The sequence below is a fragment of the Mucilaginibacter sp. UYCu711 genome (genome assembly GCF_050433825.1).
Taxonomy (GTDB): Bacteria; Bacteroidota; Bacteroidia; order Sphingobacteriales; family Sphingobacteriaceae; genus Mucilaginibacter.
Window position 1 is genome coordinate 176,518 of sequence record NZ_JBNPWM010000007.1, and the last position, 13,092, is coordinate 189,609.

The 13,092-nt window shown below is 40.0% G+C and carries 11 protein-coding genes; 2 read left to right on the forward strand and 9 right to left on the reverse strand.

Annotation, left to right across the window (positions count from 1 at the left end):
- Positions 1-21: 21 nt before the first annotated feature.
- The 9 genes from ABIB50_RS16300 to ABIB50_RS16340 form a co-directional block, all read right to left on the reverse strand.
- Positions 22-1,188 (reverse strand): acetate/propionate family kinase, encoded by a 1,167-nt coding sequence (locus ABIB50_RS16300; RefSeq protein WP_429381287.1) that lies wholly within the window; start codon positions 1,186-1,188, stop codon positions 22-24.
- Complete coding sequence (locus ABIB50_RS16305; protein WP_429381289.1) at positions 1,185-1,559, reverse strand: hypothetical protein; 375 nt, start codon at positions 1,557-1,559, stop codon at positions 1,185-1,187. The genes ABIB50_RS16300 and ABIB50_RS16305 overlap by 4 nt, the downstream gene beginning before the upstream one ends.
- Positions 1,560-1,711: 152 nt before the next feature.
- Entirely contained in the window at positions 1,712-3,358 is a 1,647-nt protein-coding gene (glgP, locus tag ABIB50_RS16310; RefSeq protein ID WP_429381291.1) for an alpha-glucan family phosphorylase, read from the reverse strand.
- 174 nt (positions 3,359-3,532) lie between these two features.
- On the reverse strand, positions 3,533-3,997 hold the full coding sequence (locus ABIB50_RS16315; RefSeq protein WP_429381293.1) for a ferritin-like domain-containing protein: 465 nt from the start codon (positions 3,995-3,997) through the stop codon (positions 3,533-3,535).
- A gap of 89 nt (positions 3,998-4,086) precedes the next feature.
- A complete protein-coding gene (locus ABIB50_RS16320; protein ID WP_429381294.1) occupies positions 4,087-5,073 on the reverse strand; it encodes a 2-hydroxyacid dehydrogenase in 987 nt (328 codons plus the stop codon).
- A gap of 114 nt (positions 5,074-5,187) precedes the next feature.
- Positions 5,188-8,394 (reverse strand): chemotaxis protein CheB, encoded by a 3,207-nt coding sequence (locus tag ABIB50_RS16325; RefSeq protein WP_429381296.1) that lies wholly within the window; start codon positions 8,392-8,394, stop codon positions 5,188-5,190.
- Positions 8,395-8,485: 91 nt separating this feature from the next.
- Complete coding sequence (locus ABIB50_RS16330; protein WP_429381298.1) at positions 8,486-9,646, reverse strand: PAS domain-containing sensor histidine kinase; 1,161 nt, start codon at positions 9,644-9,646, stop codon at positions 8,486-8,488.
- Between the two features lie 404 nt (positions 9,647-10,050).
- Positions 10,051-10,296: a DUF2630 family protein gene (locus ABIB50_RS16335; protein ID WP_429381300.1), complete on the reverse strand. Its 246-nt coding sequence runs from the start codon at positions 10,294-10,296 to the stop codon at positions 10,051-10,053.
- 75 nt (positions 10,297-10,371) lie between these two features.
- The gene (locus ABIB50_RS16340) at positions 10,372-10,665 is read right to left on the reverse strand and encodes a hypothetical protein (RefSeq protein WP_429381301.1); all 294 of its coding nucleotides are present in this window, start codon (positions 10,663-10,665) and stop codon (positions 10,372-10,374) included.
- 757 nt (positions 10,666-11,422) lie between these two features.
- Here ABIB50_RS16340 and ABIB50_RS16345 point away from each other — a divergent pair.
- Both ABIB50_RS16345 and ABIB50_RS16350 read left to right on the forward strand, forming a co-directional pair.
- Positions 11,423-12,607 carry a sensor histidine kinase gene (locus ABIB50_RS16345; protein WP_429381302.1) on the forward strand — a complete coding sequence of 395 codons (1,185 nt, stop codon included), beginning with the start codon at positions 11,423-11,425 and terminating at the stop codon, positions 12,605-12,607.
- 10 nt (positions 12,608-12,617) lie between these two features.
- Entirely contained in the window at positions 12,618-13,058 is a 441-nt protein-coding gene (locus ABIB50_RS16350) for a response regulator (protein ID WP_429381304.1), read from the forward strand.
- Positions 13,059-13,092 lie beyond the last annotated feature (34 nt).

Sequence of the window (13,092 nt, forward strand, 5' to 3'; positions counted from 1 at the left end):
GATTTTTTTTGTAGAAGTCAATTATTGCCGGGCGGTCATTCCGCTGACGGTTTTGGCAATCATCCATTCTTCATCCGTAGGGATGATACGAACTGTTACCTTTCCGGTAGCTGTCGAGATGAGGTCGTTATTTTTGTTGTTCAGTTTTTTATCCAGCTCAATTCCTAAAAAGCCCATATTTTCGCAAATTCTCGACCGAATAATAGGAACGTTCTCGCCAATCCCCCCGGAAAAAATAAGCGTATCCAAACCACCCAATACCGCAGAATAGGCTCCGATCCATTTTTTGAGCTGGTAGCAAAAGTGGTTGACTGCGTCAGCAGCCTTTGTATCATTATCTTCTTGCTTCAATAGGTCGCCCATATCACCGCTAGTGCCGGATATGCCCAGTAAACCGGACTCATGGTTGATGAGTTGGTTGAACTGATTGGGAGTTAGTTTTTCTTTTTTGATCATTACCCAGGCTACACCGGGATCGAGATCGCCGGAACGGCTGCTCATGGGTAATCCACCCGCTGGGGTAAAGCCCATACTGGTATCGGTGCTTTTACCTTTGTATACCGCAGTCAAACTTGCGCCATTGCCTAAGTGTGCAATGATGACACGACCATGTGCTGCTTTTTTACCGGCTATCTTTTCCAGCTCGTCCATCAGATATTGGCAAGAAATGCCATGAAAGCCATATTTATGAATGCCATGTTTTCCAAAGCGGCGCGGAATGGGCAGCAGTTTGGCTACGGTTGGCATATCCTGGTGAAAGAAAGTATCGAAACAGGCATATTGCCGTGTTTTAGGGTGGCGCTTTTGAAAGGCCTCGATCAGTTTAATTTCGTTGGGAAGGTGATCAGGGTCGTAGGGGATAATTTCTTTCAGGTCTGCAAGTAAGGCAGGTGTGATCAAAGCCGGAGCGGTATGCTGCATCCCATGTACCACACGATGCCCTATGACTTTTATTTTTTTTGGATCCACCTTTAAATCCAGCCATTTCATCAAGTGATCGATGGCTGATAGATAATCAGTGGCTTTGATTGATACTGTATCCTGTTCCTCTTTTTGTTTAAATATCAGCTGAACCCCAGGTAAACCGATGCGGGTCACCTGCCCGCTCATAATTTTGACCAACGGGTTCCCAGTCTGATAAAGCGCGAATTTAATGCTGGATGATCCGCCGTTAATCGTCAATATCATACCAAATGATCTGACGGAATGTTTATTATTGGTAAGCCTTCTTCGGTTCTTTTCACATTCTCAATATTCGAATAAATTAAATTGATATTCAAATCCTCATAATGGTCCATGCGATATTGCAGCAAAGCGCCTAAACCCGATTCTCCCTGACCTATAAGTTCGTCAATATATTCTAAAGCACCGGCCTTAGCCATTTCCATGGCTTCCGAGCGAAGGCTGTAATCTTTCCATCTGTTACCAACAGGAGACGATGTATCAACTGTTGTTGAGGTTTCAGATTGAGGTAATTGGGATTCATTGCCGAAAACTTCGGTTATTGATGTCTCATTCTGAAAGACACGGAAATACTGTGTGCTAGAACTATTAGTCATGTGCGTTTAATACTTAAATGTAACCGTAAGACCCAAACGGCTATGAGTAGATGTATACAGAATTTATAAATTATATATTGTATATGTTATGATTATGCAACTGTTCAACAGGTTATTTGTTTGCCGGTACTCGTTTTCTTTTAAGGTATTGTTTACTTGTACATATGCTGATAATATTGATCGGCTAGACGACTGGCCTCGAATGCCGGCATGATGTCAGCGGCTGCCCGCTTAACTATATTTAGCCATAGCGGTTGATCGCTATAATAGATAGGAAGTATGGTTTTTTCTAAAACGTCCATCATGCTTTCGTATTCCAGCCTGTCTTTATCTTCAGATAATTGATCAGCCGCTGGTTGTATGACAAAACAGTTTTCTTTGTCCCTTGCAAATTCCGGTACCCAGCCATCTGGCATCGAAAGATTGACAGCACAGTCCATGGCTGCTGCCATGCCACTTGTTCCAGAAGCTTCCCGGTACATCCTTGGATTATTTAGCCAAACATCAGCTCCCTTTTTCAGAGCAGCAGATAAACTGAGTTCATATCCGGTGAGTACCGCGCAATTGGCGATCGGATTTGATTTCGCGATGATTTGATTAAACATCCCAATCGCACCATCATCGTTAGGGTAAGGCTTCCCGGCCCAGATCACCTGAACCGGAAATTCGGTACTCTTCATAAGACGCATAAATCTTTCCCAGTCCCGCATCATCAGGTCGGCACGTTTATAACCGGCAAAGCGCCTCGCCCAAACAATCGTGAGTACATTTTCATCAAAAAGTTTGCCGCATTGGTCTGCTACTATTTTAAAGAGTTCCCGTTTCAGTTCTTTTTTCCGGCTAACAAGTAACTGATCGTCACCTATAGTTAAAGCCTTATCCAAAACCTTGTCCACCCAATAGGCTTTGTTCTGCGCGTTGGTAATTGAAGTGATCTCACAAACGCCTAGGTTAGCACTCCACATCTCGCTGGCCACTTCACCATGGATCTTCGACACCCCGTTCGCTTTACGCGCAAATTTTAAGGCCGCGAGCGTGTAGTTGAACTGCCCGCCGTCCATATTCAAAACTGATCTAACCTCATGTTCCTGCATACGATAAAAGAAGGACATCTCTTTCAGCAGGCCATAGTTGTGAGATTCATTCCCGGCCATCTCCGGCGTATGGGTGGTAAACACGACCCGCTTTTTAACCTCTTCCAGGCTATTGAACTTGGCGTATAAATAAAAGTTAAGAGCCACCCCATGCCCTTCGTTCATATGGTAAACTTCGGGTGTCAGTTGCAGCTGGTCAAGCGCCATAGCTCCGCCAATTCCTAAAATGATGCTCTGGGCGATACGGGTGGATTCATTAGGATCGTATAAACAATGGGTAATCGAACGGGAAACCTCATCATTTTCCGGAACGTCTGTACTTAACAAAAGAAGGGGAGCCGAACCGAATATTTCCGGTCTTAATAAATAAGCTTTTACATGCACCGGTGCTCCATGCACTTCAACGGTAAAAGTTAGGCCCGTATCCCGCAGAAAGGTTGGGTCTTTCCTTATAAAATCCGGTTTCATATAGTTATTTCCGTCGCGCAGCTGATCGTAGTATCCATATTTCCACAGCAGGCCTACACCGACGAGATTCTGTTTTAGTTCATAAGCGCTTCTTAGATGCGATCCTGCCAGGAAGCCGAGACCACCACTATAGATCTTCAAGGCCTGATCGATGGCGAATTCCATCGAAAAATAAGCGACCGGTTTATTGTATTGAGGGTCCGGTGTATAGCCGAAAATGTCATTTCTGTTGAACATAGTTTTTGCAAATAGCGTAATGCAAGTTTAAGTGGTGTATGATAAATGTTACGCTGTAAAATGATGACGAGCGCTTTTCTATCGCACCGCTGTACGAACGGTATAAAGGATAAACGCCGGGCTTGGCCCTGGCGTTTATCTATTTTTAAGAAAGGGTATTAACGGATGAAATATTTATTTGGCATCACGTAATGCTTTGACCTCATCATGCGCAGCTTTGAGATCATCGAACTGTCCGGTAAGTAATTTTACCAGCGCGGGATCTTCCCAGATCAGCTCTTTATCATCCAGTGCCAAACGATACGCACCTTTGGCCACATCTTCGCCCCGTTCGCAGTCTGACAATACCGAATGCCTGTCAGTACCGCTAAAGACAGATTTCACATCCATCCACGTCCTGTAAAACTTACCGGCAACGGTTGTCCCATCGGAAGGTAACCCTCCCAGCGTATGGATCTGTTCATGGAGTTCGCGAACGGCATCCTGGCTTTGCTGAATATATTTCTCAAACAGCGTTTGCAGGTCGGCATTCGTACCTGTAGAAAGTGCTTTTTGATAACCGGCAACGCGGTCATTATTTATCTTGATCAGATCGTTGATTGCCGAGATCTGGTGTTCTATGTGTTGTAAAGTTCCCATATAATTTAAAAGGGAACACGGATGGCATCAATATGTTTGGTTGTTGATGAGCATAAATTCAAGGGGGATTGTATTGGCGATAATCCTGATCAGATACTGACTTCGTTCACGAGTTCTGTTCGCTCTGTAAACGCATCGATGTTAACAAAAGTAACCCTGGCGATCTGTTCCATCGCCTCTTGGGTAAAGAAGCCCTGATGAGAGGTGATCAGCACATTCGGGAAGGAAATAAGCCTGCTGATCATTTCGTCCGGTATGATATCTTCAGAGAGATCATGGAAAAAGAGTGCGGTTTCCTGTTCGTACACATCCAGTCCAAGATACCCCAGTTGCCCACTTTTTAATGCCTCTATCACATCATTTGTATTGATCAATGCGCCCCGGCTGGTATTAATTAGCATCGCGCCGGGTTTAAACAGTTTCAAGGTTTCGGTATTGATCAGGTGCCGGGTCGTATCCGATAAGGGGCAATGCAAGGAAACAATGTCCGCTCCCGCTACTGTTTCTTCAAGGGTTCCGTAAATCACACCCTGCCCGGCCAGGTCGGTATCAGGGAACAGATCATAAGCACTGATCCGGCAGCCAAACCCTTTAAGTATGCGACAGAAAGCCTGCCCAATCTTTCCTGTGCCGATGACGGCTACCTTTCGCCCATTTAAGTTGAACCCCATTAGTTTTTCTATTGAAAAATTACCTTCCCGAACCCGGTTATAAGCTTTATGGGTTTTACGGTCTAGGGTTAGGATCATGGCCATCGCGTGTTCAGCTACCGCTTCAGGTGAGTAGGCCGGGACGCGCAATACCGGGATGTCCAACACTTTCGTGGCCTTGAGGTCGACATTATTGAACCCTGCGCAGCGCAGGACTATCAATTTTACTCCGTTAGCCTTTATCCGTTTGAGTACGGATTCGTTAACCACATCATTCACAAAAATACAAATAGCCTCAAATCCTTTGGTGAGTTCGGCCGTCTGTTCGTTTAACGACACAGTAAAAAAAATAAGCTCATGACCGGTATTGAACCGGTTTAAAAATTCCTCATCATATCGGTAAGTACTGAAGATGGCTATTTTCATATGTGATTAGACTTGGGTATACTCAATTCTCGAATTGATGCGAAGCTTTTTCCAATTACTGAATAATTTTAAGGATGGTCAAATGGCGATAACTATTTAATTGTCCCGCTATCTTCAATTCAAAGATGTGTTAACTGCGATATGTTCGGGTTCTTCTTTTAAATAGATGATAAATTTACTTCCATGACCTGGCTCACTTTCCACTACAATATTCCCGCTTGCTGCATTAACTATTTTTTTTGCAAGGTACAACCCTATTCCGTGACCCTCAACTTCCTGGCTTAATCGACCGTACATGTCAAATATTTTACCAAGGCCGCCTTTTGGAATACCTTTACCGTTGTCCTGTACGGATAGTAAGATATAATCACCTTCTTTTTCTGTGTGAATATTGATAACCGGTTTTTCGTCTCGCCTGAATTTAATTGCGTTAGATACTAAATTATAAAGGATGCTCCGTAAGTTCTTTTTGGAAAAATAGATATGTTTAATTTCTAAATCCCTGTTAATGATTGCACCGGAATCATTGATCTTATTTTCCAAACTCCACTCAATATTACTGATAATATCATCAAGGTCAACAACTTCCATTTTTATCATGTCATTCTCAACTTTTGCTATGGCACCTATATCCGTTATCAGTTCCCTGAATTTTTTTACTGATGTGTTGATGATTGTTAAAAAGTCCATGAGTTTAACGTCAGTGAGCTTAATTTTATTCATAATATTAATACTGGTCTCAATATTGCTCAGTGGCGCTAACAGATCATGCGACGCCGCATGGATAAAGTGGTCCAGGTCGGCATTTATCCTTTGTAAAGTTTTATTCTTTTTATCCAGGTCTAATTGTGTTGTTTTTAATTCAGTGATGTCGTTAAAAGTGATAATTGCGCCGTTATTCTTCTTATCTGACTGCACATACGGCATGGTCATAATTTGATACCATTTCCCATTGTTAGTTTCAATTTCTTTGGTAATAACGGTTCCTTTGGCAATGACCTCTTTAATATCATCCAGTATGGTTTCAAATTTGATATTAGTAGAGATATTACTTAAAGGCCTGCCTATATCGGTTTCCAGCAGGTTGATCTGCTTGACCGTTCCCGGGGAAAAGCGCATCAGGAGCAGGTCGTTACTAATAAATAATTGACCATTAAGGTTACTTCTGAAGTAATTATTGAGGTCATCGTTAATCTCCAGCAGTTCCCTGTTTTTTAACTGGTAATCCGCATTGATAGTATCCAATTCTTCGTTAACCGATTGCATTTCTTCGTTTGAACTTTGCATTTCTTCATTTGCTGACAATAGTTCTTCGTTAAAAGACTGCATATTTTCATTTGAAGCATCCAGTTCCTCGTAAGCGTTGTGAAGTTTTTCCTTTAGTTCTTTGGATTCCTCTTCCAGGTTGACTGTGTATTCATCAAGGTAAATTTTTTCATCGAAAACAATAGCTTCCTTAGAGGGCGTGACGGATTTGTTATCACAGAAAGTAACCATAAAGAGCTTTTGCTCATCTTTTTTAACGATTAAGGGGCTTACAGTTACATTTATATTCCTGAACATCTGACCGTTTTTGATCTTTACCTCGGTTATGGTTACCTTTTCATTAGTTTTCTCTGCCTTTTTTCGGAGCGTATTGAAGGCAACAACCAAAGGTTTTGGCAAGAGTTCGACCAGGTCAGCAGTAAAATGTTTCTGAAGCAGGTACTTGGTTGTATCCCCGTATGATTTGACCACCAGGTTGTTTTCATCAATGCAAACCACGAGATAATCCATTTGATAAGCGAGGTCGACATGCATAACCTCTGCCAGGTTAGTGGTAATATTTTTTCCGGTGTTAGCTCTATTGAATGGCGATGCTGCACGTTTAACCTCTGTTACTTCGGGTAGCATAAATGCATCAAACCGTAATACCCGTTTGGTTTCTAAATTCTTGTAGATCTTCCATTTTTTGCTGACCACTTCCAGGTTCTTCATGATAGGCATGGGGTTTTCGCTGGAACCTAAAAACAAATAGCCATCTTTTTTTAAACCGAAAAGCAGCATGGTGTAAATTTTCTTTTGCAGAACCGAGGTCATATAGATGAGCATGTTACGGCAGCTTACAAATTGCATATTACAATATGGTGGATTTTTCACCATATCATGCTGGGCAAATATGACCATTTTACGAATGATGGGACTGACCCTGTAGTTAACACCCTCCTTTATAAAATATTTTTCCAGCCGTTCGGCAGATACGCTTTTTGCAATTGTGGAATTATACAACCCTTTCCCGGCGTGCAGCAACGCTGCGCTATCAATATCAGTTGCAAATATTTTAATAATAAGTCCTTTATGACTGTCCGATAATAATTCTGCCAATAAAATGGCCAGGGAGTATACTTCTTCGCCAGTAGCGCAGCCAGCCACCCACATTTTTAATTCTTCGTCCGGAGCGAGTCTTTTTAACAGGTCCGGAAAAATATGAGTCTGGATATAATTAAAAGCTTCCTTATCCCGGAAAAAAGAGGTGACACTAATCAAAAAATCTTTGGCTAACGCCTGAACTTCCGCTGGATCCGTTTTTAAGAAATCCAGGTAATTACCAAGCGTAGTAAAGTTGGAATATGCGGCCCGGCGTTTTGTTCTCCTTAATAAGGTTGTCAATTTATAGTCGGTAAAATCGAAAGGTATTTTTTCTTTGATGAGCCCGACAATTGCCTTTATGTACTTTTCATCATCCTGCGAATCCGAAAATAATTCCGCGCCATATTTTACATAATCCTCAATGGCAACCGGCATTAGATCGGGCTCTAAAATAAAATCTACCATGCCAGTTGCTATCGCGTGGGTTGGCATACTTCCAAATTCCGATGTTTCAGGATTGCGTGCAATGACCATTCCCCCTGCTTTTTTGATAGCTTTGATACCATCAGTGCCATCAGAACCAAGTCCTGAAAGAATTATACCGATTGCTTTTTTACCGCATTCGACAGCAAGTGAAAGAAAGAACCTGTTGATGGTCATGTGCGGGCCTTTGGCTTTACCCTTTGGCGTTAAATACAGTCTGTTGTCTTTAACCGTCATGAATTTATCATGTGGAATCAAAAACACTTTGTTGACCTCAATAGCAACGCCATTTGCCGCTTCTACTACTTCAAGTTTGCTGTGTTTCGCCAATAGTTCAACCATTCTGCTTTTAAAATCTGACGACAGGTGCTGAACGATAATATAAGCGACACCATCCAGCGGTGTATGGTCAAAAAAAGTATTGATCTCTTCCATGCCGCCCGCAGAGGCGCCAATGGCAATGATATGGTGGGGTTCGGTTAATGGCATGGTAAGTGTTGATTTAGCAGACGATTGAACTAAATAGAAAAGAAACCTAATTTATGATTAATTTTTTGTAAGTCAGTAAGTTAAACAGAGGCTATAGATCTTTTGGCAATATAAACCAAAAGGTGGTGCCTTTTCCAGCCCCGGTGTCGACACCTATCTCACCGCCATGCTTGCGAATGATCTCGGCAGAAATATATAAGCCGAGACCTAAACCGGAACCTCGATTGCGATTCTCGTCGACACGGTAATACCTGTCAAATAAATAAGGTACATACTCAGCAGAAATGCCCTGGCCTTTGTCTATCACAGAAACCTTAACCTTATCTATTAAATCTTTAACATCAATGGTTATTAAATTTGAATCTGGCGCATACTTCACAGCATTGTTAACCAGGTTTACCAATACCTGATCTATCCTATGTTTATCGGCGAACACTTCTAAAGAAAGGTCACCGGTATGTTTAATCTCATGCGTACCATTTAAACGCACATGGTTGCAACAGCCTTCAATAACTTCTTTTAAAGACAGTCTTTTTTTGTTTAACTTTAATTGGCCTTCACCCAACTTCGTGGAGTTTAATAAGTCTTCTACTAAATGGTTTAGTTTTTCAACATACCGCTCGGCATCATGTGCAAGATCGATCACTTTATCATTGACTAAAGTGTCCTTTTTTATAATTCTGTTAAACAACTGCACTACTGCTTTCAAAGCGGTTAAAGGAGTTTTCAACTCATGGCTGGCGATGTTAATAAATTCATCCTTACGTAACCTAATTTCTCGTTTAGTGGTAATGTTTTCAATAATGGTAAAACCTAATGTCTCATTATTATCCTCAAATAATATTGAATTTACATTACACCAGATCAGCGTTCCGTCTTTTTTTCGCAAACAGGTTTCGAGATTGAATGATGGTGATGATCTTTTCCAGAGATTATCTTGTAAAGATTTCCAATGCTGATGGTGTTCTTCAGGGGAGTAATCAAGTATCCTGGTACCAATTAGCTCTTCTTTTCTATCATAACCTAATAAAGATAATAGTGCCGGATTAACTTCCAGAATTCTCAGGTCAGGAGCAATAATTTTATTGCCCAGCCGCGATGATTCAAAGACGGTATGGAAGCGAATCTGAGAAACCTGATACGCCTCTTGTTCGTCACTTTTAACAGCAGCCAGATGTTGCGAACTTTTTAATTTTAGATTTTCCTCTTTTAAAGAAAGGATTTCATTTTTCAGACTTTCAATGGTTTCCATAGGATTATACGAGTATATTCCTTGTACTCCGCAACTAAAAAAAATTAGGGAAGGGGACGATTGCTCATCAACATAAGCAATAAAACAAGATTTTGTTTTAGATAGCCGTTTCAGTATATGCGGTTACCACAACATATTTTTCCTTTTTTGTATCATCAAAATCTTGGGACCGTGACGGGGGTGTAAAATTTCGTAAGAAAAGAGTTCTATCAACAAATGATTGCGGAATAATTGTAGTTCTGAAATAATCCTCGAACTCATCAATTAATTTGATGGTTTTTTCATTTTCTTGATCGAGCAAGCTTAATATGTTTCAACAACAAAAAAGAATCAATGTTATTTTTGAACCGAGCTGAGTTAAACGACATATAGCCACAGAACAAAATCAATTAACAATGCACTTCTTATTCTTTGTAATGCTCAATAGTATCACTCGAACGCATTTGAGCCCTGTTCGGGTCATCTCCAACATCACGGAATGCCCGCCGCTGACGAAGCAGGTCCCAGTACTGGTCAAGTTCAGATTTGACAGTATGAATATCCTTAATATCCTGCTCAGATAAATCTGTTTTGCCATATAACAATTCTTCTTTTTCAGTAAGTTGTTTAATATGTGTAAGGACCGAGTTGTCTTCTTTATTCTCTTTCATGAGGATGTGTATTAGATAATGGTTACAAGTACAAGTCGTACTATATTTAATATAAGCTATAAATAATATTATATCCTAACTGCATTTCTCTTGTAGAAAGTCAACAAGATGCTGTTCAAGTAAGTCAGTATTATATTCAGTATCGTCACCGTTATTTGATAACTCTATTTCATTGTCATTAACGACGATAGTAAATACGGTCCTTTCAATAATTTCCGGGAAAGAAACATTAATCACGTCATAAACGTGTGCAAATTCTATACTCAGGCTCGAATTCAATTTGGAATTGATTTCATTGGTGAAATCAATTTTTAAAATATGGTAAAGTTCCTCTGGACTTAGCGGATGTACATTTTTTATAGTTGTCATCTTTATAAATTAATTTTAAGAAAGAATACGAATAAAAGGCATTAAGCCTATGTCAAAATGAGCCGGATAAGTAGGTGAAAGGTCTAAGCGATCCGCTAATTGATATGAGCAATGTTGTATAACAATTAATAGAGGATTTGTTTTACCGATATTTGATTATAAAAAATTTAAATATATTTATATTGGGCTATTGGTGGATCAGGTCGTAAGAAAGATATTACCTTTTTAAATGGTATTTCAATTTTTTAGCAAAATTTATATTTGCACAATCGAATGGCCTTGTTACCTAAGTAACTACTTTAAATTGCGAAATGCTTTCAATTCATTGACTTTCAGTCTTATATAAAGATGGGTTCGAGCTTATGTAAATTATAAAATTTTAATAAGGGTACTTTGAACTTAAGATTAAAACCTGTCATTTTTCTTGTTTTACTTGAAATGCCACGAATTATTACTTTATTTAAAAAGAAAGTTCTCCGCATTTCTTCAGGAAAATATCATAATAAAAGATCAGTATTTTTTAGTTTCTATATTCTTACCTAAACTATGTATCTAATTGATTATAAGATGTTATTTACTTTCTGCATTGGTAATTATATGAATTTATGCAGGTAAAAAAATATTCTATAAGCGTCACTTATTAGGTCCTAAATCATGACCGGATATTATATTAGCTTTGTTTACTTTTATAGCATGGGCTTTTTCGAACTATATAGTCCCGTACATAATCATTAAAAACAGATCGCAAGTTTAGGGCATGAAACAAACAGATGCAGATGAATTATCTATTGCTAACAGAGAAATAGCTTTCCAACAACAGGAGAAAGAAGATCGCGCAGCCGAACTAATCATTGCTAATAAAGAGCTTCTTTTTCAAAACGAAGAGAAGGAGTTGCGCGCAGCAGAATTGATCATCGCTAATAAGGAACTTGCTTTTCAGAACGCTGAAAAAGAAGCCCGTGCAGCCGAGTTAATTATTGCAAACAGAGAACTTCTTTTTCAAAACGACCAGAAGGAATTGCGCGCAGCTGAATTGATCATCGCTAATAAGGAACTTGCTTTTCAGAACGCTGAAAAAGAAGCCCGTGCAGCCGAGTTAATTATTGCGAATAAGGAACTTGCTTTTCAAAATACAGAGAAAGAAAAAAGGGCTCAAGAATTGTTAACAGCCAACAATGAATTAAAGAAGGCTGAGGACGATATTCGCAAATTAAATGAAGAATTAGAACAAAAAGTAATTGACCGGACAGCCGAGTTGGAAACGGTTAATAAAGAGTTGGGTTCATTCTCCTATTCCGTATCTCATGATTTACGAGCCCCGATCAGAGCTATTAACGGTTATTCCAAGATACTCTCGGAAGATTATGCCGATAGACTCGATGACGAAGGAAACAAAATTCTGCTTTCTATCATAAACAACTCCAAAAAAATGGGGGTGCTGATCGATGACCTGCTTGCTTTCTCTAAACTGGGAAGAAAACAGGTTACCGTCGCTGAAATGTCTATGACTGATCTTGTACAAGCTGTAAGGGACGAACTAATCTTTGATGAAGGAGACAATATCCCTGTCTTCATTATCGGTGACCTTCTGCCTGCTAAAGGAGATAAATCTTTAATTAAGCAAGTCTGGGTAAACTTAATTTCAAATGCTATTAAGTATTCCAAATATAAGCCAACAACCCAAATAGAAATCAGTGCTCACAAGAAAGACAATATGGTGGTTTATTCCGTGCAGGATCACGGTGCGGGATTTGATATGCAATACTATGATAAATTATTCGGTGTATTTCAGCGCTTACATTCACAAGAGGAGTTTGAAGGAACCGGAATTGGCTTAGCTATCGTGCAGAAAATCGTAACCAGGCACAAAGGCATGGTTTGGGCGGAATCAGTTTTAGACGAAGGCACCTGCTTTCATTTCAGTTTACCAAAAACTATTTAAAGAACACATTATGAATTACGACGATGTTGAAATTTTATTCGTGGAAGATAGCTCTGATGATGCTGTCTTAACCATTAGGGCTCTTTCTAAAAGTGGTTTTGCTAACAAACTTCATCATGTTATGGATGGTGCGGTAGCACTCGATTTTTTATACTGCCGTGGTATTTATGAGGGGCGTAACAAAAAGCAATATCCCAAACTGGTTCTGCTTGATCTTAAAATGCCAAAAGTATCAGGCATTCAGGTACTGGAAACAATTAAGTCAGACCCTGATCTTAAGTCAGTACCGGTAGTTATGCTTACTTCATCAAATGAAGGCCCGGACATAGAAAAATGCTTTGAACTTGGTGCCAATAGTTATATCGTTAAACCGGTGGATAGTGATAACTTTTTTAATGCTATTAAGGAGATCGGTTTGTATTGGATGATCCTGAGTCAGCCGGCGCATTAATTAAACTCAACCAGGTAATAACCCTAAAAAATAT

Excerpts from the sequence above, each read along its gene's own strand:
- ABIB50_RS16300 (WP_429381287.1), bottom strand. The coding sequence starts at position 1,188 with ATGATATTGACGATTAACGGCGGATCATCCAGCATTAAATTCGCGCTT.
- ABIB50_RS16305 (WP_429381289.1), bottom strand. The coding sequence starts at position 1,559 with ATGACTAATAGTTCTAGCACACAGTATTTCCGTGTCTTTCAGAATGAG.
- glgP (WP_429381291.1), bottom strand. The coding sequence starts at position 3,358 with ATGTTCAACAGAAATGACATTTTCGGCTATACACCGGACCCTCAATAC.
- ABIB50_RS16315 (WP_429381293.1), bottom strand. The coding sequence starts at position 3,997 with ATGGGAACTTTACAACACATAGAACACCAGATCTCGGCAATCAACGAT.
- ABIB50_RS16320 (WP_429381294.1), bottom strand. The coding sequence starts at position 5,073 with ATGAAAATAGCCATCTTCAGTACTTACCGATATGATGAGGAATTTTTA.
- ABIB50_RS16325 (WP_429381296.1), bottom strand. The coding sequence starts at position 8,394 with ATGCCATTAACCGAACCCCACCATATCATTGCCATTGGCGCCTCTGCG.
- ABIB50_RS16330 (WP_429381298.1), bottom strand. The coding sequence starts at position 9,646 with ATGGAAACCATTGAAAGTCTGAAAAATGAAATCCTTTCTTTAAAAGAG.
- ABIB50_RS16335 (WP_429381300.1), bottom strand. The coding sequence starts at position 10,296 with ATGAAAGAGAATAAAGAAGACAACTCGGTCCTTACACATATTAAACAA.
- ABIB50_RS16340 (WP_429381301.1), bottom strand. The coding sequence starts at position 10,665 with ATGACAACTATAAAAAATGTACATCCGCTAAGTCCAGAGGAACTTTAC.
- ABIB50_RS16345 (WP_429381302.1), top strand. The coding sequence starts at position 11,423 with ATGAAACAAACAGATGCAGATGAATTATCTATTGCTAACAGAGAAATA.
- ABIB50_RS16350 (WP_429381304.1), top strand. The coding sequence starts at position 12,618 with ATGAATTACGACGATGTTGAAATTTTATTCGTGGAAGATAGCTCTGAT.